This is a genomic window from Lysobacter sp. GX 14042, from assembly GCF_021390425.1.
In the GTDB taxonomy this organism is placed as follows: domain Bacteria; phylum Pseudomonadota; class Gammaproteobacteria; order Xanthomonadales; family Xanthomonadaceae; genus Novilysobacter.
This window is the reverse complement of the sequence record NZ_JAJUWY010000003.1, coordinates 88217-112989: the sequence shown is the minus strand read 5'-3', so window position 1 is coordinate 112989 and position 24773 is coordinate 88217. Positions and strand designations below refer to the sequence as shown.

Sequence of the window (24773 nt, the reverse complement as noted above, 5' to 3'; positions counted from 1 at the left end):
GCCGCATGCCTTCGTCCTCCCGCGCCGCGGCAACCGACTTCCGCCTCTACCACTCCAACTCGCTGGAGGTGCTGGCCAGCCTGCTGGCCGAGCAATTGCGCACGCCCGCGCCGGGACAGCCGCTGCTCGCGCCGGACGTGGTGCTGATCCCGCAGGTGGCGATGCGCCGCTGGTTGCAGGCCGGACTGGCGAAAGCCCACGGCATCGCCGCCAACCTGGAATTCCTCACCCCGGGCGAGCTGGTCCGGCGCGCCCTGGATGCCAACGTCGCGGGCGCCGGCGAGGACCTGGACGCAGCGGCACTGCGCTGGCGCCTCTACGCGGCGCTGCATGCCGATGCCGTGATGCGCACGCCGGCGATGTCCGGGATGCGGCACTCCCTGCAAGCCGGCGACCCGCTGCGGGCCTGGAGCCTGGCCGGTGAGCTGGCGGCGGTGTTCGAGAAGTACCAGGCCTGGCGGCGCGACTGGCTGCTTGCATGGGAGGACGGGCACGATCCGGGCGATCCGCAGGCCGTGCTCTGGCGCCATGTCGCCGGCGGCCGGCGGCACCGGGCCCGGCGGGTCGACGACTACCTGGCGCGCTTCGGCGCGGGCGATGCGGTGCCGGCCGGGCTGCCGCCTAGGCTGTTCGCCTTCGCCACCCTCAACATCTCCCCGGACGTGCTGCGGATGGTGGCGACCCAGGCGCGGGTCGGCACGCTGCACTTCTACCTGCCCTCGCCCACCCCGGCCTACTGGGGCGACCTGCAGACCCTGCGCGAACGGCTGCAGGCCGATGCCGCGACCGCCTTCGACGACGGCGAAAACCCGCTGCTGCAGGCCTGGGGAACCGCCGGGCGGGACTTCATGGCGGTGCTGGGCAGCTACGAGGTGGTCCATCCCTCCGGCGACATCCCGGCCTACGTCGAGCCGCGGCGGACGGCAGACGATCCGCTGGCGGAGCCGCTGCTGGCGCGGCTGCAGCTCGACCTGTTCCATCGCAGCGCGACGCCCGTGCTGCCACCGCGTCCGGACGTGGACCGCCACGACCCCAGCCTGCAGGTGCATGCCTGCCACACCCCGCTGCGCGAGGTGCAGGTGCTGCATGACCAGTTGCGCGGCCTGCTGGAGGACCCGCGTTTCGACCCGCCGCTGCAGCCACGCGAGATCGCCGTCCTGGCCCCCGACATCGACCCGTACGTGCCGTTCATCGAAGCGGTGTTTGGCAGCAGCCATCCGGGCGAGGCGATCCCGTGGACCATCGCCGACGCCAGTCCGCTTGCCGGCGATCCGCTGGCGGAGGTGTTCCTGCGCCTGCTGTCGCTGCCGGTGTCGCGCTTCGGCCTGGGCGAGGTGCTCGACCTGCTCGCCAGTCCGCCGCTGGCCGATGCCGCCGGCCTGGACCCGGCGGCGCTGGAACGGCTGCACGGCTGGCTGCGGGCCGCCGGCGCGCGCTGGGGTCTGGACGCGGCGCACCGGCAGCGCCACGACGCGCCGGCCGAGGACGCGTTCACCTGGCGCTTCGCCCTGGACCGGCTGCTGCTCGGTCACGCCAGCGGAAGCGGGGAGGAGATCGCCCTTGGCGACCAGGGATTCATCGCGCCGTGGGCCGACCTGGAAGGCGGCGCGCTGGATGCGCTCGATACCCTGCTGCGCCTGTTGCGGGTACTCGAGCGCCACGAGCGGCTGCTCGGCGCCAAGGCAACGCCGGTGCAGTGGCGCGACCGCCTGCTCGAGATGCTGGAAGTGCTGGTGCCGGCCGCACGTGCCGCGCCGGCCACCGTGCGTGCGCTGGAGCGGCTGCGCCAGCTGGTGGTGGAGTTCGCCGCCGATGCCGAAGCCGCGGGCTTCCAGGCGTCGCTGGAGCCGGACGTGGTCCGCGCCCATTTTGCCGCGGTGCTGGGCGAGGCCGACACCCGCGCGCCCCTGCTGACCGGCGGGGTGAGCTTCGGCCGCATGGTGCCGATGCGGTTGCTGCCTTTCCGGGTGATCTGCGTGCTGGGACTGAACGACGGCGACTACCCGGGGCGCGATCCGCAGGGCGGGCTGAACCGGCTCACCGCGGAACTGGGCACCGCGCGCCGGCGCCATGGTGACCGCTCGCGGCGCGAGGACGACCGCTTCCTGTTCCTGCAGCTGCTGTCCTCGGCGCAGGACGTGTTCTACCTCAGCTACATCGGTGCCGATGCCCGCGACGGCAGCCAGCGCGAGCCCTCGGTGCTGGTCACCGAGCTGCTGGACACGGCCGCGCGGCAGCATGCCGATCCGGATACGGCCAGGCAGGCGTGGCCGGTCCGGCACCCGCTGCAGCCGTTCGCCGCGGCGGCCTTCGGCGGCGGGGACCCGCGCCGCTTCAGCTACCGCCGCGACTGGCACCCGGCCGCCGGCCAGGCAGGCGCGGGACAGGCCCCGCTGGCCCGGTGGGTCCAGGTACCCGCGCCGATGGCGGGGGCCGCGCAGGAGGTGCTCACCCTGGACGGGTTGCGGCGCTTCTATCGCGATCCGGCCGGCGAGTACCTGCGCCAGCGGCTGGGCATGCGCTTGCCGGAGCAGCCGCAGGTGCTCGAGGACGTCGAGCCGCTGGTGGTGCCCGGCGGCGGGATCGACCGCACGCGGATCGACGACGCGCTGCTCCAGGCCCTGCTCGGGGACTGCACCACCGACCTGGCGCCGCGCCTGCGGGCCCGCGGCCTGCTTCCGCCCGGCCCGCTGGGCGAGCGCCAGCTGGACGCCGCGATGGCGAGGGCCGGCGGCTACGCCCGCCTGTTCCGCGCCTGGCGCGGCGACCGGGAGGAGCGCGTCCTGTCACTGGAAGTCGATCTGGGCGACGTGCGCCTGCAGGGCCGGGTGGAGGGCGTCTACGGCGACGCCATCGCCCGGCTGCGCGCGGGCAGGACCAACGGCAATGCCGAACTGCGCGCCGGTCTGGAGTGGCTGTTCGCCAATGCCGCCGGCGAGGCGGTCGGGCTGCAGCAGTTCCACGATGACGGGGCCGGGCCGGTCGCTGTCTCCCGCGCCCCCGTCGAGCCGGACCGGGCACGCGAGGCACTCGCAGGGCTGCTTGGCTTGCGTGCGCACGGCCTGGCCGAACCGCTGGCCTGGGGTCCGTACTCGGGCTGGAAGCTGTTCTGCGAGGATGATCCGGACAAGGGCCTGGACGAGGCCTGCACGGCATGGACCGGCGGTTTCAATGGCTGGGCCGAGGGTGATACCGATGCGCTGCGGATGATCCTGCGGGGCCGCGAGGTGTTCGCGGACGAGGTGTTGCGGGAGCGCTTCGAGCGCGTATCGCGACAGGTCTTCGGTGCGCTGGTGGCGGGCGGATGGGCCGCGGATCCGGTGGCGGGTGCCGGGGTGCCGGCATGAACGCACCGGTGGCAGACATCGATCCCTACCTGGCGTTGCCGCTGGAGGGGGTGCAACTGGTCGAGGCCAGTGCCGGTACCGGCAAGACCTTCACCCTGGCCACGCTGGTCACCCGGATGGTGGTCGAGCAGGGCCTGCGCATCGGCCAGGTGCTGGCGGTGACCTATACCGAGGCGGCCACCCAGGAACTGCGCGAGCGGATCCGCGCGCGCCTGGACCTGGCCGCCTCGGTACTGGAGCGCGAACCAGGGGCCGACGAGGGCGCCGAGGCCGCGTTGTGCCGCGACATCGTCGCACGCCACCTGGCGGGCAGCGGCGAGGACCGCGACCGCTTGCGGCGCCGCCTGCGCCAGGCGGCCTGGGAGGCCGACCTGGCGGCGATCTTCACCATCCACGGCTTCTGCGCGCGGGTATTGCGCGAGCACGCACTGGAAAGCGGCCACGGCCTCGACACCCCCACCGTGCTCACCAGCGATGCCGCGCTGCGCGAGGAGCTGGCGGCCGACCTGTGGCGCCATTTCGCCGCCGATCCGCAGTGGATCGACCCCCTGGCGCGGCTTTGGAGCGCGCCGCCGCAGCTGGCCGCCGACCTGCGCGTGCTGCTGTCACGCGAGCCGCTGCTGCCTGCGCCGCCGACGACGGAGGTCGCCGATCCGGGGCCCGGCCTCGAGGCCGCGGCCCGGGCGCTGTGTGCCGCCTTCGCCGAACATGGCGACAGCTTCCGCGCCGAACTGGCGCAGGCCATCGACCAGCGCGTGCTCAACGGCTCGGTGTACAAGACCGCCTGGCTGGACAAGTGCTGGGCGGCGCTCGACCAGTGGTCCGTCGCCGGCGACTTCCACGCGGCGCTGGCTGCCGAGACCCGGCGCCTGTGCAGCGCCACGCTGCGGGAGAAGACCAACAAGGCCGCGGCCGGCCGCACGCCGGAGTCGCCGCTGTGCGGCGCCATGGACCGGTACGTGGCCGCGCGCGATGCCCGTGATGCCTGGCTCCAGGGGCGCGCGGCGACCCTGCTCCACCGGGTGCGCGAGCTTGGCCGCGGGCGACTCGCCACGCTCAAGCGGGTGCGCCGGCTGCAGACCTACGACGACATGATCGACGGGGTGGCCGATGCGCTGGCCGGCGAGGGCGCCCCGGCGCTGGTCGCGGCCCTGCGGGCGCAGTACCGGGTGGCGCTGGTCGACGAGTTCCAGGACACCGACCCGCGGCAGTGGTCGATCTTCCGCCAGGTGTTCGCTGCTCCCCACGGGGACCAGCCGGCCGCGCTGTTCCTGATCGGCGATCCCAAGCAGGCGATCTACGGCTTCCGCGGCGGTGACGTGGAAACCTACCTGGCCGCGCGGCAGGCCGCGAGCGTGGCGCCCGCGCTGGACCGCAACTTCCGCTCCCGGCCCGCGGTGCTCGGGACGATCGCGGCCCTGTACGCGGGCGCCGCGGCGGTCGCGGCCGGGGATGCCAGGCTTCCGCCGCCGTTCGTGGACGAGCGCATCGACTTCCATCCGGTGCTGCCGGGTGGCCGGCGCCGGGACGCCGATTTCCTGCGCGGCGGCAACCCCGCACCGGCACTGGTAGTGCGGGAGATCCACGATCCCGGGACCGAAGGCACGATCCGCGCCGGCCGCGCGCGCGCGCTGGCCACCCGCGCTTGCGTCGCGGCGATCCACCAGCTGCTGGCGGACGCGCGCGGCGGACAGGCGGTGCTCGAGGGGCGGGCGGTGCAGCCGGGCGACATCGCGGTACTGGTGCGCAAGCACCACGAGGCGACCGAAGTCCAGCAGGCGCTGGCAGCGGCCGGGATCCCCGCGGTGGCCGCCGGCCGCCGGAGCCTGTTCGCCACCGCAGAGGCGCGCGAGTTGCTGGCGCTGTTCGAGGCACTGGTGCACCCGGCCGACGATGCCCGGTTGCGCACCGCGCTCGCCACCGTCCTGGTGGGCCTGGACGCGACGCAGATCGACGCGCTGGAGACCGATGGCCAGGTCCATGCCGGGCTCCAGCGGCAGGCGCAGGACTGGCGCGAGCGCTGGCAGCGCAGTGGCGCCTTCGCCCTGGTGTCCGACCTGGCCGCGGCGGCCGGGGAGCGCCTGCTCGGCGTGCTCGACGGCGAGCGCCGGCTGACCAACTACCTGCAGCTGGGCGAGCGGATGCAGTCGGCGCAGGTCCAGGCGCCCGGGCTGCATGCCCAGCTGGACTGGCTGCGGGCGGCCATCGCCAATGCCGATCCCAACGACGAGAGCCAGCTGCTGCGGCTGGAGTCCGATGCCGGCCGGGTCCAGATCGTCACCCTGCACAAGAGCAAGGGACTGGAGTACCCGCTGGTCTTCCTGCCTTTCGCCGGCATCGGGGCCAGGCCGGGTGGCGGTGGCCGCCACTGCGCGGTGCACGGTGCGGCCGGGCGCGAGCTGCACTGGAAGCTGGACAGCGACGAGCCGCGCTGGAAGGACGCGGAAGCCGCGCGGCGGCGGGCGGCACAGGCCGAGGACGCGCGCCTGCTGTACGTCGGCCTGACCCGCGCCCGGCACGGCCTGTGGGTGGCCGCCGGCCGGTTCTACAACGCCGCGGCCACGCCGCTCGCGGCCATGGTCCGTGGGCTGGGCGCGAGGCCGCCGGACCCGATGGTCGTGGTCGACGACTCGCCGGTGCCGCCGGCTCCGGCCCCCTTGCCGCCGCTGGCCGCCGAGGCGGTGCCCGCAGTGCGTCGGGTGGACCGGGTCATCGGGCGCGACTGGTGGGTCTACAGCTTCAGCCAGCTGGCGCGTGCCGATGCGGGAACGGCGGCCGAGCGTGATGCCGGGGCCACCGGCGCCGAACAGGGTGCCGCCGACGAGGTCGATGCCGGTCCGCCGGTCGCGGACGAGGCCTTCGATCCACGCTTTGCCGGCAGCCGCTTCGGCAACGTCCTGCACGACGCGCTGGAGCACGTCGACTTCGCTGCCTGGAGCGGCTGGCGCGACGGGGCGCCGCCCCCCGCCGGCGAGGACGCCGCACTGCGCGACGCCCTCATCCGCGGCGGCTACCCCGAGACCGACCTCGATGCCGGTGCCGCGCTGCTGGCCGCCCTGGTCGGCCACACCCTGGTCGCGCCCCTGCCGGAAGGCGGGCGCCTATGCGCGGTGCCCGCGCAGTCACGACGGGTGGAGATGGAATTCCACTTCGCGCTCGCGCCCACCCGTGTCGACGCCCTGCTCGCGCTGCTCCATCGCCATGGCGTGCTGCGTGGCCGCGGCGCCTTCGGTTCGCGGTCGGTGCTGGAGGGGCTGATGACCGGAAAGATCGACCTGACCTACACCGCCGGGGGCCGCTGGTTCGTGCTCGACTACAAGTCCAACCGCTTGCCCGCCTACGACGCGTCCAGCCTACAGGCGGCGATGGCGGCCAGCGAATACGACCTGCAGGCGCTGTTGTACACCCTGGCGGTACACCGCTGGCTGCGTTTCCGGCTGGGCGCGGGGTACGACTACGCGCGCGACTTCGGCGGCATCCGCTATGTATTCAGCCGCGGGCTGGCGCAGGGGCGCGGTGAAGGCATCCATGCCCAGGTGCCTGCCGCGGAGCTGGTGCACGCACTGGATGCCCTGCTCTCGGGGGAAGCCGCATGAGCCTGCTGGACGTGTTGCAGCGGGGCGGCCACCTGCGGCCGCTGGATTCGGCGCTCGCGGCCAGCCTGTCGCGGCTGCGGCCCGGTACCGATCCGCTGGTCGCCGCGGCCGCGGCGCTGGCCTCGCTGGCGGTGGCCCGGGGCCACGCCGCCTTCGACCCGGCCCGGCCCGGGCTGCTGGTCACGGAAGAACTGGACTGGCCATCGCCGCAGGCCTGGGCCCAGGCGCTCGGCAACTCCCCCTGGGTCGCCACCCCCGCAGCCGGGGCGGGCGAAGCGCACCCGGGCGACGCCCTGCCGCTGCCACTGGCCTACGAGGACGGGCTGGTCTACCTGCGGCGCTATCGCGAGTACGAGCGCCGGCTCGCCACGCGGCTGGCCGGGCTTGCCTCGGCCATGCTGCCGGCGCCACCGGAGGCGGTACTCGCCCCGGTCCTGGAAACGCTGTTCCCCGCCGCCGGCTCCGATCCGCTGCAGGCGCTGGCCGCGCGCAGCGCGCTCGACCGTGCCCTGCTGCTGGTCACCGGTGGCCCGGGCACCGGCAAGACCACCACCATCGCCCGGTTGCTGGTGTTGCTGGTGGCCGCCGCCGTCCTGGAAGGCCGGGAGCCGCCGCGGATCGCCCTGGCCGCGCCCACCGGCCGGGCCGCCGAGCGGATGGCCGGCAGCCTGCGCAGCGCGCTGGAGTACCTGCGGGCCATGCCCGGCATCGAGCCGGGCTGGCTGGACGCGTTGCCGGACGGCGCGGGAACCGTGCACCGGCTGCTTGGCGCGCGCCCCGGCAGCATCGCCTTCCGCCATGACCCGGACCACCCGTTGCCGTTTGACGTGGTGGTGGTCGACGAGGCCTCCATGGTCGACCTGCCGCTGATGTGCAAGCTGGTCGAGGCCGTGCCCAAGGGGGGGCGGCTGGTCCTGCTCGGCGACCCGGACCAGCTGCCGTCGGTAGAGGCCGGCGACGTGCTTGCCGCGATCTGCGATGCCAGTGGCGATCCCGCCGGGAATCAGACCCGCGGATCCGTACGCCCGCCGCTGCACGGCCACCGCGTGCACCTGCGGCGGGCGTACCGGCAGGTGGAGTCACTGGACCTGGCGCCGCTGTCCGAGGCGGTCCGTGCGGGCGATGGCGACCGGGTCGTCGAGCTTCTGCGCGCCGCAACGCTCCAGGGGGTGAGCTTCCACGAGGATGCCCTGGACCCGCTGGCGGTCGAGGGCGGCGCGCTCACCGGGCACTGGCGCCACCTGGCCGGGATTGGCGACCCGGCCAGCGCGCTCGCGGCGGCCGACCGGGTCCGCCTGCTGGTGGCGATGCGCCACGGCCCGCAGGGCACCCGCGCCCTCAACGTGCGCATCGAGCAGGCACTGGCGGGGCCGCGCGCGCCCACGCACTTCCACGGGCGCCTGCTGCTGGTCACCGAGAACAGCTACCGCCACCGGCTGTTCAACGGCGATGTCGGGGTCTGCCTGCGCGATGGCGGCGGGCACGTGGTCGCGTGGTTCCCGGGGAGCGATGCCGCCGCGCCCCGGGCCTTCCATCCGGCAGCCCTGCCGGCGCACGAGAGCGCCTTCGCCATGACCGTGCACAAGGCCCAGGGCTCGGAGTTCGACCAGGTCTGGCTGCAGCTCCCGGCTGCCGACAATCGCGTGCTGTCGCGCGAACTGCTGTACACCGCGGTGACCCGCACCCGGCGCCGGCTGCACGTCTGCGCCAGCGCGGCCGTGCTGCGCGCGGCCCTGGGGCGCGAGGTCGTGCGGGTGTCGGGCCTCGCGGGGCGGCTGAACGGCTGAATGCCTCGGCCCTTTCCTTCACTCCGGTTGTACCGCCGCGTCCCGAGCATGGGGTTCCGGGTAACTGCCCGGCTCCCCTTCCCCACAGGAGCGCTTTGATGAACGACGTAAAGAAGGACCACAGCATTGGCGCCGGCAGTGGCGCAGTGGCCGGCGCGGTGGCCGGTGCCGCCATTGGCGCGGCCGGCGGCCCGGTCGGCAGCGCGATCGGCGCGGTGGCCGGTGGCGTGGTCGGTGCCAAGGCAGGTGACTCGATTGCCGAGGCGGTGAACCCGACCGAGTACCGCGAACACTTCGAGCGCGAGTACCGCAACGCTTCCTACTACAACGCGGACCGCGACTGGAACGACTACGGCCCGGCCTACCAGTACGGTTACGAGACCTACGGCCAGCACCGCGGCCGCCGCTTCGAGGACGTGGAGACCGACCTGGAGCGCGACTGGGAGCGTACCCGCGCCGAGAACAGCTCGCGCCTGGCCTGGAATGACGCCCGCCATGCGGTGCGCGACGGCTGGCACCACATCGAGCGTGCATTGCCCGGTGACGCCGACCACGACGGACGCTGAGGCCCACCGGGCGACAACCAGGGCTGCACCACCTCGCGGGGCCGCCGGACGGCCCCGCTTCCTGTTGCGCGCGTGGCCCGACAGGGCCGCGGCGGGCGTCCGCGCGGCCCAGGCGGTAGCATGTCCGACTCCCCCGCAGTGCTGCATACCGCCATGTCCGATACGCATCGACCCTCCCGCGAGCAGGCCGAGAACGCCGTGCGCACCCTGCTGGCGTGGGCCGGCGAGGACCCGGCCCGCGAGGGCCTGCTCGACACCCCGCGCCGGGTCGTCGACGCCTACGGCGACTGGTTCAGTGGCTACGCCCTGGATCCGGACGAGTACATGGGCCGCACCTTCGAGGAGGTCGGCGGCTACGACGAGATGGTGGTGCTGCGCGACATCCAGTTCGAGAGCCACTGCGAGCACCACATGGCGCCGATCATCGGCCGGGCGCACGTGGGCTACCTGCCCGACGGACGGGTGGTCGGCATCAGCAAGCTGGCGCGGGTGGTCGATGCCTACGCGCGCCGGTTCCAGGTGCAGGAGAAGATGACCGCGCAGATCGCCGGCTGCATCCAGCGCGCGCTGGCCCCCCGCGGCGTCGGCGTGGTGATCGAGGCCGCCCACGAGTGCATGACCACCCGCGGCGTGCACAAGCGCGGCGTCGCCATGACCACCTCCAAGATGCTCGGCAGCTTCCGCGAGGATGCCCGCACCCGCGCCGAGTTCCTGGAGTTCATCAAGGGCGGCGGCTGAGCAGGCTGTCACGCGCGCCCTGCGCCGGCCGCGCTAGGCTGCGTGCATGGCACCGGTAACGAAGGCCGTCGCGGCTCCGACTGACATCGCCGGCTTGGTGGCGGGCTACCACCACGTCCGCGCGCACACCCGCGCGCTGGCGGCGCCGCTCTCGGCCGAGGACGCGATGCTGCAGTCCATGCCCGAGGCCAGCCCGGCAAAGTGGCACCTGGCGCACACCACCTGGTTCTTCGAGCGGATGGTCCTTGGCGCGGATGAACGCCACGTCCCGCTGCGACCGGACTGGGACGTCCTGCACAACAGCTACTACCACTCGCTCGGCCGCTTCCACCGGCGCACGGCGCGCGGGCTCCTGTCGCGCCCTTCGCTCGCCGAGGTGCTGGCCTACCGGGACGAGGTGGACGCGCGGATGGAAGCGGTGCTGGCAGGCGGGCGGCTGGGTGCCGGGCGGTCCACTGCCCTGGTGCTCGGCCTGCACCATGAGCAGCAGCACCAGGAATTGCTGCTGGCCGACATCAAGCACGCGCTGTCGTGCAACCCGTTGCAGCCGGCCTATGACCCCGGCCTGCAGCGGGAGCCGACCCCCGCGGCCTCCCGGCACTGGACCGGCTTCGACGAGGCGCTGGTGGAGATCGGCGCCCCGGCCTGGCCGCGTGAAGGGGCGCCGTTCGCCTACGACAACGAATCCCCGGTGCACCGGGTGCAGGTGGGCGCCTTCGAACTGGCGAGCCTGCCGGTGACCAATGCCGAGTACCGCGACTTCGTCGAGGACGCGGGCTACCGCGAGCCACGCCTGTGGCTCAGCGACGGCTGGGAACGGGTCGCCACCGAAGGATGGAACCGTCCGCTGTACTGGGAGCCGGGACTCGATGCCGAGTTCACGCTGGCTGGCCCGCGTGCGCTCGACCCCGATGCACCCGTGGTGCACCTGTCGTACTACGAGGCGGACGCCTTCGCGCGCTGGGCCGGCGCCCGGCTGCCCACCGAGTTCGAATGGGAACGGGCCGCTGCCCCGCTGCCGGTCGCGGGCAACTTCGACCCGCGCCGGCTGCACCCGGGCGGCCCGGCGCCGGCAGTCCCGCCAGGGTGTCCGCAACGGGTGTTCGGCGACGTCTGGGAATGGACCTCCAGCAGCTACGCGCCGTATCCGGGCTTCCGTCCACTGGCCGGCGCGGCGGGCGAATACAACGGCAAGTTCATGAGCGGCCAGCAGGTCCTGCGCGGCGGCAGCTGCGCCAGCCCGGACGGGCACCTGCGGGCCAGTTACCGGAATTTCTTCCCGCCCGGTGCGCGCTGGCAGTTCAGCGGCCTGCGGCTGGCGCGCGACCGCGCATGAGCGTGCGCTACAGGCTGACCGACCTGCAGCCGCGGCCCCACGACCTGGCCGCCGATGCGGTCGCCGGGCTGTCTTCCCGCCCGCGGAGCCTGCCCTCCAAGTACTTCTACGACGACCGCGGCTCGGCGCTTTTCGAAAGCATCACCCGGCAGCCGGAGTACTACCTCACCCGGATGGAGACCGCCCTGCTGCGCGCGCGGATGCCGGAGATCGCCGCCGCGCTCGGCGGTGGAGGCCTGCACCTGGTCGAATACGGCAGCGGCAGCGGATACAAGACCGGACTGTTGCTGGAAGGCCTGGACCGGGTCATCGCCTACACCCCGGTGGAGATCTCCCGCAACGCGCTGCTGGCCAGCGTCGGGCGACTGGCGGCGCGCTTCCCGGCGGTCGAGATGCTGCCGGTCTGCGCCGACTTCACCGGGCCGGTGCCGCTGCCGGAACCGGCGCGACCGGCCGGTTCGCGGCTGGTGTTCTTTCCCGGCTCCACCCTCGGCAACTTCGTGCGCCCCGAGGCGGTCGGGCTGCTGCAGTCGATGCGGCGCACGATGGGCGAAGGCGGCGTGGCCCTGGTGGGGATCGACCTGGACAAGGACCCGGCGGTCATCGAGGCGGCGTACAACGACGCGGCCGGGGTCACCGCGCGGTTCACGCTCAACCTCCTGCACCGGCTCAACCGCGAGCTCGGCGGTGACTTCGACCCGACGGGCTTTGTCCACCGGGCGCATTACAGCACCGAACGGCGGCGCATCGAGACCGACCTGGTCAGCCTGCGCCGCCAGCAGGCGCGGATCGGCGGGCAGCGCTTCGACTTCGAGGAGGGCGAGGCGATCCGGGTCGAGTACAGCCACAAGTACACCGACGATGACTTCGCCGAAATGTGTGCCGCCGCCGGGTTGCAGGTCGCGCGGTCCTGGAACGACCGCGACGACTGGTTCGGCCTGCGCCTGCTGCAGCCGGCCGAATAGCGCCGTTCCAGGCCGGTGACGCCGCCGGCTGGGCACCGGCTTCGCGCGGTCTGGACGGCGCCGCCGGGATGCTCTGCCGATGCCGCGACAGGTCATACAGTCCGACCCCGCCACCGCAGCGAAGCAGGCCGGGCTGCGTTACGTGTGCGACGACCAGCCGGGCCTCACCCGGCATCGCGCCGCCAGCGGCTTCCAGTACCGGGATGCCAGCGGCGAAGTGGTCGGCGAGGAGGCGCTGTTGGCGCGGATCCGCTCCCTGGCGATCCCGCCGGCCTGGACCGACGTGTGGATCTGCCGCCAGCGCAACGGCCATCTGCAGGCGACCGGGCGCGATGCCCGCGGCCGCAAGCAGTACCGTTACCACGCCGACTGGCAGCAGGTGCGTGGCGCGGGCAAGTTCGACCGCGTGGTCGCCTTCGCCGAAGCCCTGCCCCGTTTGCGTCGCCGGCTGCGGGCCGACCTGCGCCAGCGCGGCTTCCCCCGCGCGAAGGTGCTGGCGATCGTGGTCGCACTGCTTGCCGACACCCTCGCCCGGGTCGGCAACGACGCCTATGCCCGCGAGAACCGCTCCTACGGGCTGACGACCCTGCGCAACCGGCACGTCGCGTTACTGCGCGGCGGCCGGGTGAGCTTGCGCTTCCGCGGCAAGGCCGGCGCCGAACACGAACTGGTGCTCGACGACGAGCGACTGGCGCGACAGGTCAGGCGGCTGCACCAGTTGCCGGGCCAGGACCTGTTCCAGTACCGCGACGAGGAAGGCGAACTGCAGCCGGTGGACTCGGGCGAGGTCAACGACTACCTGCACCAGGCGATGGGCGAAGCCTTCAGCGCCAAGGACTTCCGCACCTGGGGCGGCACCCTGGCGGCGTTCCGCGCGCTGGCGGCAACGCCGCTGCCGCAGGGGCCTGACGGCGGCGAAGCAAGCGAACGCGCGATCGCCGGCGCGATCAACGGGGTAGTACGCGCCGTGGCCGGCCAGCTGGGCAACACCCCGGCGGTGTGCCGCAAGGCCTACATCGACCCGGCGGTGTTCGACGGCTGGCGCGACGGGCGGCTGCAGCGGTATGCCGCCGGCGCGCGAGGCGCGCGCCAGTGGGAACAGGCCGCGCTGAAGTTCCTGCGCGCCGCGCATCGCCGCCAACCGCGCAAATCCCGCGCCCCCAGCCCGTAACCCCGGGCTACGGGTGGTAGTCGCCGAAGTTGCCGGCGGCGCCGGGAAACACCACCGGGCTCTCGTTGCCGTCCCGGCCCACCGCAGCGACGCCGAAGAAATAATTGTCGATCACCACGTTCTCCAGCGTGTACTCGCCGACATCGCCGACCCAGCGGCTGTGGGTCCACTGCGGTTCGGTGGTCAGCCGCCAGTACACCCGGTAACCCGCCAGGCCCGGCGCCTGCGCCGGGTCCGGGCGCTGCCAGCGCAGGGTGGTGTGGGCGGTCACCGCGCCTTCGATCTCCACCCCGGCCGGGGGCGGGGGCGCCGCGGCCAGCCCGGCCAGCACCGCCGCGTTGAGGCCGGTCAGCTTCGCCGCGTAGTCGAAGTCCACGCCGTCGATCGTGTCGCCGTAGGCGATGCCGTCCTCCACCCGCAGGTCCTGGTGCTGGCGGGTGTAGTCCTCGTGGGTCTCCATGATCCGCACTGCCGGGTAGCCCAGGTCGTTGAACGGCCGGTGGTGGCCGCCGCGGCCGAAGCGGTCCAGGCGATAGACCATCATCACGTCCAGGTTGGGGACGTGGCGGTCGGCGATGCGGTCGATGTAGCGCGCCAGGTTGCGCGAGGGCGAGTCGACCTCGCCCCCGGTGAAGCGGCGCGCGCGGGCCTCGTCGGCGCTTTCGGTCACCCGGGTGCCCTCGGCGAACACCCGGGCGCTGGTGTTGTCGACCACGCCGGTGATGCCGCGGGTGTTGCCGATCATGTCGTTGTTGAGCACGGCCTCGATCCGCCAGCCGTTGGCGCGCGCATGTTCGGCGAGGATCCTGCCGCCGAACAGGCCCTGTTCCTCCCCGGCCAGGGCGGCGTAGACGATCGAGCCGTCGAACCGGTGCCGGCTCAGCACCCGCGCGGCCTCCAGGGTGCCGGCGATTCCCGAGGCGTTGTCGTTGGCCCCGGGGGCATCGGAAGTCGTGTCCATGACGTCGGACACGCGCGAGTCGATGTCCCCGCTCATGATCACGTAGCGGCCCGGGTCGGCCTGCCCGCGCTGGATGGCGATGACGCTGGTGACCACGGTCGGTTCCGGTATCCGGGTCTCGCCGGAGACCGTGTCGCTGACCGTCATGACCTCCAGGCAGCCGCCGCAGGCCGCGGAGATGCGCTCGAACTCGACCTGGATCCAGCGCGTGGCCGCGCCGATGCCGCGGGTGTCGGCGCGGGTGTCCGACAGCGTGTGCCGGGTGCCGAAGCCGACCAGGGTGCGGATGTCGGCCTCGATGCGACCGGCCGAGGGTGCGCGGGCGATCGCGTCCAGGCGCAGGTCGGAGGCAGGTGGCTGGACCGGCGCCGGGTCGGCCACGACCGCCGTCGCGCCCGCGGCGCAGGGCAGCGTGACGGCGGCAGCAAGGACCAGCGAGGCGGCACTACGGGGCAGGGACATGGCGACTCCGGGCAGGCCGGCGTCGCCGGCAGGAACCGGAACGTGGCATGGGAGCGCGCCCGGTTCAATGCGCCCGCGCCGGACCCTTGACCTGTATTTACCGGCCGCCGGTTAGCGTGGGCCTTCCGTCCCACCCTGGAGGAACACGACATGGCGATCTGCGATGTCTGCGGCAACGACTACGACAAGGCCTTCACCGTGCAGGCCCACAACGGCGGCGGCACGTTCGATTCATTCGAGTGTGCGATCCATGCGCTTGCCCCCGATTGCGCCCATTGCGGCTGCAAGGTGATCGGCCACGGCGTGGAATCGGATGGCACCTTCTACTGCTGCGCGCATTGCGCGCGCAAGTCGGGCGTCACCGGGGTCGACGACCGCGCCTGAGCGGCGGTCCCCGGCACACCGGGCCCCGGGGCTCAGCCGCAGCGCACGCCGGTGATGGCGCCGCGTTCGTTGACGTCGATGTTCAGCCGGTCGACCCGGTAATCCAGGGTGACCGCCTGGCCCGGTTCGATCACCCGCACATCCCGGCTCTGGGTGGCCAGCCGCGCGTCCTCGACGATGTCGGAGGTGGCGGCCTTGCCGATCGCCCAGCGGGCGGCTTCGGCGTTGCACACGCCGCTGACCTGCTCCACCGCGCCCGGCGGGGGCACGGTGGAACATGCGGCGATCGACAGCAGCAGGACGGTAAGCGGCAGGATCGGACGGGTCATCGCGGCTGGCTCCTCGAAAGTCCGGCTGCAGCCTGCGTGTCCCGGCGTGTGCACGGTGTAAACCTGTACGGGCATTGGCCGGCCCTCAGCGCAGCGGGCCGGACAGTTCCGGCGCGGCGTCATGCGCCTGTACCAGCCGCAACAGCAGCCGCGCCAGGGTCACCACGTCCTGGTGGTTGTGCGCGCATACCCGGCGCAGCAGGGTGGAACTCCCCCCGCGCAACCAGGACAACCACGCCGCCGGTGCCTCCGAGCCGGGCAGGTCGTCCTCGCGGACGATGCCCAGCAGCTGGCGTTCGATGGTCGCCAGCCGGCAGTTCTCCCAGCGGCCGCGGTAACGGCGCCGGGTCGGGAACAGCAGGTCGACGTGGTCAAGGGCGGTGATCGGGTCGTCCAGCCGCGCCAGGCGGTAGCGGGTCTTCAGCAGCGGGGCGTCGTAGCAGCGGCCGTTGTAGCTCGACAGCACGGTATCCGGAGCCAGCCAGCGGCCGAACTCGCGCAGCATCGCCGGCTCGGCCGCCAGGGTGGTGATCAGCAACTGGCGGATCCGCAGGCCATCGCCGTGCACCGGATGCAGGTGCCAGTCGGCGGCGCCGATCTGGAATGCGCGGGTGCCGGTGCCGCCCGCCAGGCCGGTGGTCTCGGTGTCGAAGAACAGCAGCGCGCGCGGATCGACCGCATCGCCGCGGCGGGCGAACGCCAGCGGCAAGGGCCCGGCCGGCCGTGGAAACGCCAGGTGCGACTCGATCAGCCGCAGGCCGGGCGCGATCTCCCCGCCGGGCAGGCTGCGGTCCGGCGCGCGCAGCGGCGGCGCATAAGCGGGGGCGCGCTCGCGCACACCGAGGAGCCGGCGCAGCGAGTCGAGGGACTGCGGCTGCCGGGCGTGCTCCGCGGGTTGCGCCGGCGGACGCGGTGCCACCCCACCGGCCTGTTGTTTCAGTGTTCGCAGGCGGTCGAGGGTGATGCTCATTGCAGGCCGGCCTCATGGCTGGCCACCGGGCGTACATGGAGGCCTGCGTTTGCGGGCATGACAGGAGACGGCCAGCTCATGCCGGTTCCGCGAGAAGCCCGAGCACGCGCCGCGCCAGTGCCTTCGGGCTTGCCTGTGTGTCGCGGTCCTCGTCGGCGGCGAGCACCGGGCCGACGCAGGCCGGGCAACCGGCCTTGCAGTCGCAGCGCCCGACCAGTTCGACGGCCAGCCGCAACAGTTCGGCCTGGCGGGTCCACAGCGGCTCGCTCAGGCCCACCCCGCCGGGGAAGTTGTCGTACAGGTACACGGTTGGCACGAACTGCTGCATCTCCACCGTGTCGACACTGCCGCCGTCCGCCCCCTCGGCTCCGCGCAGCTGTCCGCGCCCGCCCGCGTCGGCCACCGCGAACCACGCGCCGTCGCCGTTGCCGACCGCCTTCTGCAGGTCGCGTGCATCGGCCATCACCGCCACCGTGGCCACCACGTGCAGCGCGTACGCCGCGCCCAGGAAGCCGTCCAGCGCATCCTGCCGGCTGGCGAACCAGGCCAGCAACGTGGCCTGCGGCAGCTGCCACCACGCCGCGGTGGTGTGCAGCTCCTGGTCGGGCAGGTTGACCGGCCCGTAGCCGATGTTCTCGTGGGTGTAGTAGCGGATCTTCTTGTAGCCGGCCACCCGCCGGACCACGTGTACCTCGCCGTGGCTGCAGTCGCCCTGCCCCGCCGGGCCGCCGTCGAAGCGCTCGAGCACCTTGAGCTTCGTGTAGTCGATCGAGTCGGTGTAGTAGTCGACCCGGGTGCGGGTGACGAAGGCCTTGCGTCCCTCCCAGTCCAGCCGCTCGACCTGGTAGGGGGTCGACTGGACCATGTGGATCGCGCCCTCGTACAGGGTCAGTGCGGCGGCGGAATAGTCGACCTCGGCGATGATCCGCTGGCGCCCCTCGCCGCGGTCGACCACCACGAAGTTGCCATCGGCGACGCTGCGCAGGCTGACCGTGTTGGCCGGGTAGCTGTCGGCGATCCACTCCCAGCGCCCGCCCTCGTGGTGCACCACGCCGGTCTCGGCCAGCACCTCCAGGTACGGCGCCGACTCCACCGGGCCGAAGCCCTCGCCGTCGTTGAACGGCAGCTCGAAGGCCGCGCAGCGGATGTGGTCGAACAGGATCAGCGGCTGGTCCGGGGCCACCCGGGCGTGCTCGGGGGTTGCGTCGGCGAAGAAGTCCGGGTGGCGCACCACGTACTGGTCCAGCGGCTGGCTGCTGGCCACCAACACGCCCAGCGAAGGCTTCTGCCGGCGCCCGGCGCGGCCGAAGCGCTGCCAGGTGGCCGCCACCGTGCCGGGGTAGCCGTTGAGCACCACCACGTCCAGCGCACCGATGTCCACGCCCAGCTCCAGCGCCGAGGTGCTGACGATACCGTCGACGTTGCCGGCGCGCATCGAGCGCTCCACCTCGCGGCGCTCGGTCGGCAGGTAGCCGCCGCGGTAGGCGCGGATGCGCGCCGGCTTGCGCGGGTCATGGTCGAACACGTCCTTGAGGTACTTGGTCAGCACCTCGACCATCAGCCGGCTCTGGGCGAACACCAGCGTCTTCAGCCCGGACTTGATCGCGATGCGGGCGATGCGGTTGGACTGCGAGCGGGCCGAGGCCCGCAGGCCCAGGTCCGGATTGACCACCGGCGGATTCCACAGCAGCACGTGGCGCTCGCCACTGGGCGCGCCGGACTGCGTGATCGCGGTGACTTCGTCCTCGATCAGCGCGCGGGCATGCGCGGCGGGGTTGCCGATCGTCGCCGAGCACAGGATGAACTGCGGCCGCGCGCCGTAGAACGCGCAGATTCGCTTGAGCCGGCGCAGCACGTTGGTGACGTGGCTGCCGAACACCCCGCGGTAGGTGTGCACCTCGTCGATCACCACGTAGCGCAGGTTCTCGAAGAACTGCGCCCATTTGGTGTGGTGCGGCAGGATGCCCTGGTGGAGCATGTCCGGGTTGGAGACCACGATGTCGCCGTGCAGGCGCACCGCCAGCCGCGCATCACCCGGGGTATCGCCGTCGAAGGTGAAGGCCTTCACCCCCAGGTCGCCGGCGCGGTTGAGTTCCAGCAGCTCGGCGACCTGGTCCTGGGCCAGCGCCTTGGTCGGGAACAGGAACAACGCCTTCGACCCGGACGCCTGCCCGTGCGGCCCGCCCATCGCCGCGGCCAGTACCGGCAGCGTGTAGCACAGCGATTTCCCGGAGGCGGTCGGGGTGGCGACCACCAGGTGCCCACCGCGCCGGGCGGCCTCCCAGGCTTCGGCCTGGTGCGAATACAGCCGGTGGACTCCGCGCGCCTGCAGCGCCGCGCGCAGGGCATCGGGGAGGCTGTCGGGCAACGGGCAAAAGGAACCCTGCGAACCCGGGACGGTGAGCCGGCCGGTGATCCGGTCGGCGTAGCGCCGGTGCAGCCGCTGGGCCAGCAGTCCGCCGTCGCCGGATGCGCCGGCCTGGCGGGACAACTCCGTCCCGGAAGCCTGGACAGCTGGAGCGAGGGCGGAATGCATGCGACGGATCCGGATGGAGGATCGGCCATGGCAGCACGGGCGCGTCTCACCCGATGAGAACGGCCGGAACACTCACGGGCCCGCCGCATCCCCGCCGCTACGGTGCTGGCGCAATCCACAACGATGGTGGGCAATGCAGACCTCCGCCGGTATCCGGTCCTACGTGGGCCGCGTCCTCATCGCCCTGGCGCTCGGTGCCGGGTTCCTGCTGGCGTGGCACCTGTCGGGACTGTTGCTGGTGGTGTTCGGTGCGGTGGTGATCGCGGTCATGCTCGATGCGGCGGCGTCGCCGCTGGCCCGGTACCTGCGGCTGTCGCACGGGCTTGCGCTGGCGCTGGCGGTGACTCTCCTGGCTGCCGTGTTGACGCTCCTGGTCTGGCTGTTCGGTGCCCAGCTGGCGGGCGAGCTGGGAACGCTGCGGGACGCGCTGCCCGAAGCATGGGCACGCTTCCAGGAGTGGCTCGCCACCAGTCCCGCCGGGCCGGTGGTGTTGCAGATGGCCGAGCAGGCCCGTGCCAGCGCCGCCGGCCTTGCGGCGAAGGCCGGCACGCTGGCGATGTCCGCTTCGGGCAACATTACCTACCTGCTGCTGATGGTCGCCGGCGGCATCTACCTGGCGGCACAGCCACGGCTGTACCGCGACGGATTGCTGAAGCTGTTCCCCACCGACCGCCGACAACTGGTGGGCGACGCGCTCGACGCCAGCGGGAGCGCCCTGCGTTACTGGTTGCTGGGACAGCTGGTGACGATGGCGGTGGTCGGCCTGCTGACCGGGATGGGGTTGTGGCTGCTCGGTGTTCCGGGTGCACTGGGTCTCGGGATCATCACCCTGCTGCTGGACTTCGTGCCGTTCATCGGCCCGGTGGCAGCCGGTATCCCGGCTGTGTTGCTGGGCTTCACCGTCAGTCCCGAGGTCGGGCTGGGTTCGCTGGTGCTGTTCACCGCCGTCCAGCAACTGGAGAGCCATGTGCTGCAGCCGCTGATCCAGCAGCGGGTGGTCAGCCTGCCGCCGGCCGTGCTGCTGGTGTCGCTGTTCGCCAGCGGGCTGCTGTTCGGGTTGCTGGGCGTGATCCTCGCCGCTCCGCTGACCGTGGTGGTGTTCGTGCTGGTCAAGCGCCTGTATGTGCGCGAGGCGCTGCACACCTTCACCCAGGTTCCCGGCGAGCACCGGCCGCCGGACCCGCAGGAGTAACCCGGCAGGTGCTATCCGTGGTGGGCCGCTGCGGCGGTCGGGCGCGGGGCCGGTTCGCCAGCCCCCAGCATGCGCACCGTCCACGCACGCAGGCGACGCCGGTCCGGGACGCCGATGCCCTGGTCCTTGCCGGCGACGTACAGCGTCACGTGCGAAGGCGGTACCGGAAGCTCGCGGCCCAGCAGCTGCCCGAGCGCACGATGGAACGGCGCCATCGCGGGCATTTCGATGCACTCGATCACCGAATGGGCGAGCCGCTGTCGCCCGCCGTCGCGGAACGGCTTGCGCAGCAGCAGGCAGCGCCCGGTCCGGGAGAACGACCAGTCCAGGCGCCGGAAGACCGCATCCACCTCCCGCGAGGCCCGCTGTGCCCCCAGCGTGCGCCGGAGCTCGGCGCCTAGCCGGCCGCCGACCAGGGTGACGTGCAGCTCATCCTTGGGCTCCAGCCGCACGCCGTCGACGACCAGGCCACTCGGCGGCGGCGCCCAGTCCGATGGGGCGACAGGCAGGACAAGCGTGTGGTCGAAGTGCGGCATGGGGTGGCGGTCCGCGCCTCAGCGTCCCGGCGCCGCTGGCGGGGCGGTGCCCGCGATGGCCTCCTCCGCGGCGAGGGCATCGGCCTGTGCCTCCTGTTCGCGCGCGATCCAGTCCTCGATCGCCCGCCGGGCGCGCCGCTCCTCGGCCTTCTCGCGCAACGCCTCCAGGGCCAGCACCCGGTAAAGCCCGACCATCACCCCGACCATCAGCAAGGCGAACGGCAGCGCGGCCACGGTGATCAGGGTCTGCAGCGCGTCCAGGCCGCCGGCAATGAGCATCGATGCGGCGATCAACGCCACCGCGATGCCCCAGGCGAACTTGCGCGCCAGCGGCGGGTCGCCGGGGTCCTGGCTCGACATCGAACCCAGTATCAGCACCGCCGAGTCGGCCGAGGTGACGAAGAAGATCACCAGCAGCAGGATCGACAGCCCCGACAGCAATCCCGCCAACGGCAGGCTCTCGTACATGCTGAACAGCACGGTCTCGTACCCGGCATCCAGCGCGCCGGCCATGTCGATGCCACCGAAGATCTGCGCCCACAGCGCGGTGCCGCCAAAGGTGGCGAACCAGGCGAAACCCAGCAGGCTGGGCAGCGCGACCACCCCCAGCACGAATTCGCGCACGCTGCGCCCGTATGACACCCGGGCGATGAACGAGCCCACGAACGGCGACCACGAGATCCACCAGGCCCAGTAGAAGATCGTCCAGTCCGCCACCCAGCTGTTGCCGGAGAACGGCGTCATGGTCAGGCTCATCCCCACCAGGTGGTCGAGGTAGCTGCCCAGCGAGGTGGTGAAGGTCTCGAAGATGAAGCCGGTGGGCCCCAGCAGCGCCACCGCCAGCAGCAGCACGCCGGCCAGGGCGAGATTGAAGCTCGACAGCCACTTGATGCCGCGGTCCACGCCACTGGCACTGGAGGCCATGTAGAGCACGAAGCACGCCACGATCACCGCCAGCTGCATCCCGAGTCCCGAAGGCAGGCCGAACACGCGCGCCATGCCGGCGCTGATCTGCATGGTGCCGAAGCCCAGCGTGGTGGCCACGCCGATCGCGGTGGCGACCACGGCGATGATGTTGACCACATGGCCGATCCAGCCGAGGTGGCGGTCGCCGATCAGCGGCTGCAGCAGGTCGCTGATCAGTCCACGGCCATTGCGGTTGTACTGGAACCAGGCGATCGCCAGGCCCATCAGCGCGTAGATCGCCCAGGGGTGCAGGCCCCAGTGGAAGAAGGTGTAGCGCATGGCCGCGCGTGCCGCCTGCGGCGTGCTGCCGGGCAGGCTTTCGGGCGGGGTGACCAGGTGCGAGACCGGCTCGGCCGCGCCCCAGAACACCAGGCCGATGCCCATGCCGGCGGCGAACAGCATCGACAGCCAGACCGGCTTGGAGAACTCGGGCTCGGCATCGCGCCCGCCGATGCGCAGCGCCGCCATCGGGCCGAAGGCCAAGAAGACCAGGAACACCAGGGTCAGGAACACGATCAGCAGGTACAGCCAGCCGGCCTGGTTGATGACGGCGGCCAGCGCCCCGCCGGCCACGGTCTCGAAGGGACCGGGGGCGAGCCCGGCGACGACGGCCAGTGCGACGACCAGCAACAGCGAGATGCGGAAGACCATGCCTGCTCCCTGGGAAGGTGGGCGGAACCGCACGAGCTTAGGCCCGCCCGGGCACAAGGCAAATGAAGTCCGGCGGCCGGAACGGATGGCCCATGATGTGCGCTGTTGTCGCTGTCCACCGCGTGCCATGACCGGATCCCCCGACAAGCCGTTCTCCCCCGCCTGCGAGCGCAACCGCGGGCCGATCCTCGAGGTCCTGCGTGGATACCTCGGCAATGCCCGCCGGGTGCTGGAGGTCGGCAGCGGCACCGGACAGCACGCGGTGCACTTCGCCGCGTCCATGCCCTGGCTGGCGTGGCAGGCCAGCGACCGGGTGGAGAACCTGCCGGGGATCCGCGCCTGGCTGGACGGGGCCGCCCTGCCCAACACCCCGGCCCCGCTGGCGCTGGACGTGGACCGCTGGCCCGCGCTTGCCGTGGAGCCGTTCGATGCGGTGTTCAGCGCCAACACCCTGCACATCATGGCCTGGCCGCAGGTGCAGGCGTTCTTTGCCGGCATCGGAACAGTACTGGCGCCGGCCGGCCTGCTGGTGGTGTACGGCCCGTTCAACTACGCTGGCGCGTACAGCAGCGAAAGCAACCGCGCGTTCGATGCCTGGCTGCGGTCGCGCGACCCGGCGTCGGGCATCCGTGATTTCGAGGCGGTCGACGCGCTTGCGCGCGGGATGGGCCTGCGCCTGCAGGACGACGTGGCGATGCCGGCGAACAACCGGTGCCTGGTCTGGCGTCAGCGCGGCATCGCCACCACCGGCTCGTCGCCGGCATCATCGTCGAAGCGCGCGCCCTGATCGGCCACCGGGGCCGGCACCTGGGCCGGGATTTCCGACGGGATCGCCACGGCATCCGGATCGACCGGCAGCATCGTGGCCTCGCGCCAGCGCCCGAACCGGTAGTACGCCGCCGACAGCACCATCGACAGGAACGCGCTCACCGGAAAGCTCCACCAGATCGCGTCCACTCCCAGCTGCGGCTGCAGCAGGTTCGCGAACGGCACCCGCACGCCCCACAGCGCGATCACCAGGATCACCAGCGGCGGCACCACCGCGCCGGTGGAGCGCACCACCCCGGCGATCACGAAGGTCACCCCGAAGAACAGGAACGACCACACCGCGATGTGGTTGAGGTGGCGGGCGATCTCCAGCGAGGCGCTGCCACTGGGCATGAACATGGCCAGGGTGTAGCGGTCGAGCAGGATCAACGGGGCGATCAGCAGTCCGGTCATCAGGAAGTTGAAGCCCACCCCCGCCCGGGTGGTGCCCTCGACCCGGGCCCAGTTGCCGGCGCCGACGTTCTGCGCCGCCATCGACGAGCAGGCCGCGCCGATCGCCATCGCCGGCATCTGCACGTAGGTCCACAGCTGCAGGGCCGCGCCGTAGGCCGCGGTGGTGTCGGTGCCGTAGTGGTTGACCATGGTGATCATCGCGATCATCGCCGCCGAAACCAGCACCATCTGGGTGCCCATCGGCACGCCCTTGACCACCAGGGTGCGCACGATTGACCAGTCCAGCCGGTACAGGTGGCGTTCGTGACGGCCGATCCACAGCGGATTGCGGCGGTAGCGCAGCCACAACAGCATCGCCGGCAGGGCGATCGCGTTGGCCAGCAGGGTCGCCATCGCACTGCCGGCCATGCCCATTTGCGGCAGCGGGCCGATCCCGAACATCAGCAAGGGCACCAGCACGATGTCCAGCACCACCGCCACCAGCAGGAACACGAACGGGGTGCGGGTATCGCCGGCGCCGCGCAGGATCGCCGACAGGAACGAGAACGCGTACAGCAGCGGCAGGGCCAGGAAGATGATCTGCAGGTAGGGCACCGCCAGCGGCATCGCCTCGCCGGGCGTGCCCATCCAGGCCAGGACCGGGCGTGCCAGCAGCAGCCCGGCCGCGGCCAGCACGACCGAGAGGGTCAGGAAGAAGGTGGCCGCGGTGCCGATCACCTTGCGCGCGCCGGGCAGGTCGCGCCGGCCCATCGCCTGGCCGACCAGGATGGTTGAGGCCATGCCGAAGCCGAAGATCGCCCCGAGCAGGAAGAACATCACGTTGTTGGCGTTGGCGATCGCCGTGAGTGCCTCCTCGCCGAGGAAGCGGCCGACCCAGACCGCGTTGACCGAGCCGTTGAGCGACTGCAGCACGTTGCCGCCCAGGATCGGCAGGGCGAACACGAGCAGGGTGCGGCCGATCGGGCCTTCGGTGAGATCGCGACGTTGCATCGGGCCGATGCTGCCATGCGCCGGTCGCGACGGTGCGAACACGGCGGCGCCGCTTGGGGATTCACCGGG

Annotated in this window: 18 protein-coding genes; 11 read left to right on the top strand and 7 right to left on the bottom strand. The window is 72.3% G+C overall.

Translation table 11 applies throughout. The annotated features are described in order from the left end of the window. Positions 1 to 5 precede the first annotated feature (5 nt). The 8 genes from recC (at position 6) to LY625_RS06665 (ending at position 13506) form a co-directional block, all read left to right on the top strand. Positions 6 to 3347, top strand: coding sequence for an exodeoxyribonuclease V subunit gamma (gene recC / locus LY625_RS06700; protein WP_233738657.1), 3342 nt, complete (start codon positions 6 to 8; stop codon positions 3345 to 3347). Beyond that, a complete protein-coding gene (locus LY625_RS06695; RefSeq protein WP_233738652.1) occupies positions 3344 to 6943 on the top strand; it encodes an exodeoxyribonuclease V subunit beta in 3600 nt (1199 codons plus the stop codon). Before recC ends, LY625_RS06695 begins: the two co-directional genes overlap by 4 nt. Continuing rightward, on the top strand, positions 6940 to 8730 hold the full coding sequence (recD, locus tag LY625_RS06690) for an exodeoxyribonuclease V subunit alpha (RefSeq protein WP_233738650.1): 1791 nt from the start codon (positions 6940 to 6942) through the stop codon (positions 8728 to 8730). The genes LY625_RS06695 and recD overlap by 4 nt, the downstream gene beginning before the upstream one ends. A gap of 98 nt (positions 8731 to 8828) precedes the next feature. After that, positions 8829 to 9296 carry a hypothetical protein gene (locus tag LY625_RS06685; RefSeq protein ID WP_233738648.1) on the top strand — a complete coding sequence of 156 codons (468 nt, stop codon included), beginning with the start codon at positions 8829 to 8831 and terminating at the stop codon, positions 9294 to 9296. 120 nt (positions 9297 to 9416) lie between these two features. Continuing rightward, the gene (folE, locus tag LY625_RS06680; RefSeq protein WP_233738636.1) at positions 9417 to 10034 is read left to right on the top strand and encodes a GTP cyclohydrolase I FolE; all 618 of its coding nucleotides are present in this window, start codon (positions 9417 to 9419) and stop codon (positions 10032 to 10034) included. Positions 10035 to 10080: 46 nt separating this feature from the next. Continuing rightward, positions 10081 to 11370 (top strand): ergothioneine biosynthesis protein EgtB, encoded by a 1290-nt coding sequence (gene egtB / locus LY625_RS06675; RefSeq protein ID WP_233738635.1) that lies wholly within the window; start codon positions 10081 to 10083, stop codon positions 11368 to 11370. Continuing rightward, positions 11367 to 12335 (top strand): L-histidine N(alpha)-methyltransferase, encoded by a 969-nt coding sequence (gene egtD, locus LY625_RS06670; protein WP_233738599.1) that lies wholly within the window; start codon positions 11367 to 11369, stop codon positions 12333 to 12335. Before egtB ends, egtD begins: the two co-directional genes overlap by 4 nt. Before the next feature lie 79 nt (positions 12336 to 12414). Further along, positions 12415 to 13506 carry a DNA topoisomerase IB gene (locus tag LY625_RS06665; protein ID WP_233738585.1) on the top strand — a complete coding sequence of 364 codons (1092 nt, stop codon included), beginning with the start codon at positions 12415 to 12417 and terminating at the stop codon, positions 13504 to 13506. Positions 13507 to 13513: 7 nt separating this feature from the next. Here the strand turns inward: LY625_RS06665 and LY625_RS06660 are convergent, their stop codons facing one another. Beyond that, a complete protein-coding gene (locus tag LY625_RS06660; protein ID WP_233738583.1) occupies positions 13514 to 14929 on the bottom strand; it encodes a M28 family metallopeptidase in 1416 nt (471 codons plus the stop codon). Positions 14930 to 15079: 150 nt separating this feature from the next. Here LY625_RS06660 and LY625_RS06655 point away from each other — a divergent pair, with 150 nt between their 5' ends. Further along, complete coding sequence (locus tag LY625_RS06655; protein ID WP_233738574.1) at positions 15080 to 15313, top strand: hypothetical protein; 234 nt, start codon at positions 15080 to 15082, stop codon at positions 15311 to 15313. A gap of 32 nt (positions 15314 to 15345) precedes the next feature. Here the strand turns inward: LY625_RS06655 and LY625_RS06650 are convergent, their stop codons facing one another. The 3 genes from LY625_RS06650 to LY625_RS06640 form a co-directional block, all read right to left on the bottom strand. After that, a complete protein-coding gene (locus LY625_RS06650) occupies positions 15346 to 15642 on the bottom strand; it encodes an I78 family peptidase inhibitor (RefSeq protein ID WP_233738572.1) in 297 nt (98 codons plus the stop codon). 85 nt (positions 15643 to 15727) lie between these two features. Further along, entirely contained in the window at positions 15728 to 16612 is an 885-nt protein-coding gene (locus LY625_RS06645) for a ribonuclease H-like domain-containing protein (RefSeq protein ID WP_233738561.1), read from the bottom strand. Between the two features lie 76 nt (positions 16613 to 16688). Next, positions 16689 to 19148: a DEAD/DEAH box helicase gene (locus LY625_RS06640; RefSeq protein WP_233738545.1), complete on the bottom strand. Its 2460-nt coding sequence runs from the start codon at positions 19146 to 19148 to the stop codon at positions 16689 to 16691. Between the two features lie 133 nt (positions 19149 to 19281). Here LY625_RS06640 and LY625_RS06635 point away from each other — a divergent pair, with 133 nt between their 5' ends. Beyond that, positions 19282 to 20340, top strand: coding sequence for an AI-2E family transporter (locus LY625_RS06635; protein WP_233738543.1), 1059 nt, complete (start codon positions 19282 to 19284; stop codon positions 20338 to 20340). Between the two features lie 11 nt (positions 20341 to 20351). Here the strand turns inward: LY625_RS06635 and LY625_RS06630 are convergent, their stop codons facing one another. Both LY625_RS06630 and LY625_RS06625 read right to left on the bottom strand, forming a co-directional pair. Beyond that, on the bottom strand, positions 20352 to 20876 hold the full coding sequence (locus LY625_RS06630) for a hypothetical protein (RefSeq protein WP_233738541.1): 525 nt from the start codon (positions 20874 to 20876) through the stop codon (positions 20352 to 20354). An 18-nt stretch (positions 20877 to 20894) separates the two neighbouring features. After that, positions 20895 to 22493 (bottom strand): BCCT family transporter, encoded by a 1599-nt coding sequence (locus LY625_RS06625; protein WP_233738531.1) that lies wholly within the window; start codon positions 22491 to 22493, stop codon positions 20895 to 20897. A gap of 127 nt (positions 22494 to 22620) precedes the next feature. On the opposite strand from LY625_RS06625, the gene LY625_RS06620 reads away from it, so the two are divergent. Continuing rightward, a complete protein-coding gene (locus tag LY625_RS06620) occupies positions 22621 to 23280 on the top strand; it encodes a DUF938 domain-containing protein (protein ID WP_233738521.1) in 660 nt (219 codons plus the stop codon). Here the strand turns inward: LY625_RS06620 and LY625_RS06615 are convergent. After that, the gene (locus LY625_RS06615; protein ID WP_233738519.1) at positions 23220 to 24704 is read right to left on the bottom strand and encodes an MATE family efflux transporter; all 1485 of its coding nucleotides are present in this window, start codon (positions 24702 to 24704) and stop codon (positions 23220 to 23222) included. The genes LY625_RS06620 and LY625_RS06615 overlap by 61 nt on opposite strands. Positions 24705 to 24773: the final 69 nt, after the last annotated feature.

Bases quoted from the DNA above. Each gene is read 5' to 3' on its own strand.
- recC (WP_233738657.1), top strand. From the start codon at position 6: ATGCCTTCGTCCTCCCGCGCCGCGGCAACCGACTTCCGCCTCTACCAC.
- LY625_RS06695 (WP_233738652.1), top strand. From the start codon at position 3,344: ATGAACGCACCGGTGGCAGACATCGATCCCTACCTGGCGTTGCCGCTG.
- recD (WP_233738650.1), top strand. From the start codon at position 6,940: ATGAGCCTGCTGGACGTGTTGCAGCGGGGCGGCCACCTGCGGCCGCTG.
- LY625_RS06685 (WP_233738648.1), top strand. From the start codon at position 8,829: ATGAACGACGTAAAGAAGGACCACAGCATTGGCGCCGGCAGTGGCGCA.
- folE (WP_233738636.1), top strand. From the start codon at position 9,417: ATGTCCGACTCCCCCGCAGTGCTGCATACCGCCATGTCCGATACGCAT.
- egtB (WP_233738635.1), top strand. From the start codon at position 10,081: ATGGCACCGGTAACGAAGGCCGTCGCGGCTCCGACTGACATCGCCGGC.
- egtD (WP_233738599.1), top strand. From the start codon at position 11,367: ATGAGCGTGCGCTACAGGCTGACCGACCTGCAGCCGCGGCCCCACGAC.
- LY625_RS06665 (WP_233738585.1), top strand. From the start codon at position 12,415: ATGCCGCGACAGGTCATACAGTCCGACCCCGCCACCGCAGCGAAGCAG.
- LY625_RS06660 (WP_233738583.1), bottom strand. From the start codon at position 14,929: ATGTCCCTGCCCCGTAGTGCCGCCTCGCTGGTCCTTGCTGCCGCCGTC.
- LY625_RS06655 (WP_233738574.1), top strand. From the start codon at position 15,080: ATGGCGATCTGCGATGTCTGCGGCAACGACTACGACAAGGCCTTCACC.
- LY625_RS06650 (WP_233738572.1), bottom strand. From the start codon at position 15,642: ATGACCCGTCCGATCCTGCCGCTTACCGTCCTGCTGCTGTCGATCGCC.
- LY625_RS06645 (WP_233738561.1), bottom strand. From the start codon at position 16,612: ATGAGCATCACCCTCGACCGCCTGCGAACACTGAAACAACAGGCCGGT.
- LY625_RS06640 (WP_233738545.1), bottom strand. From the start codon at position 19,148: ATGCATTCCGCCCTCGCTCCAGCTGTCCAGGCTTCCGGGACGGAGTTG.
- LY625_RS06635 (WP_233738543.1), top strand. From the start codon at position 19,282: ATGCAGACCTCCGCCGGTATCCGGTCCTACGTGGGCCGCGTCCTCATC.
- LY625_RS06630 (WP_233738541.1), bottom strand. From the start codon at position 20,876: ATGCCGCACTTCGACCACACGCTTGTCCTGCCTGTCGCCCCATCGGAC.
- LY625_RS06625 (WP_233738531.1), bottom strand. From the start codon at position 22,493: ATGGTCTTCCGCATCTCGCTGTTGCTGGTCGTCGCACTGGCCGTCGTC.
- LY625_RS06620 (WP_233738521.1), top strand. From the start codon at position 22,621: ATGACCGGATCCCCCGACAAGCCGTTCTCCCCCGCCTGCGAGCGCAAC.
- LY625_RS06615 (WP_233738519.1), bottom strand. From the start codon at position 24,704: ATGCAACGTCGCGATCTCACCGAAGGCCCGATCGGCCGCACCCTGCTC.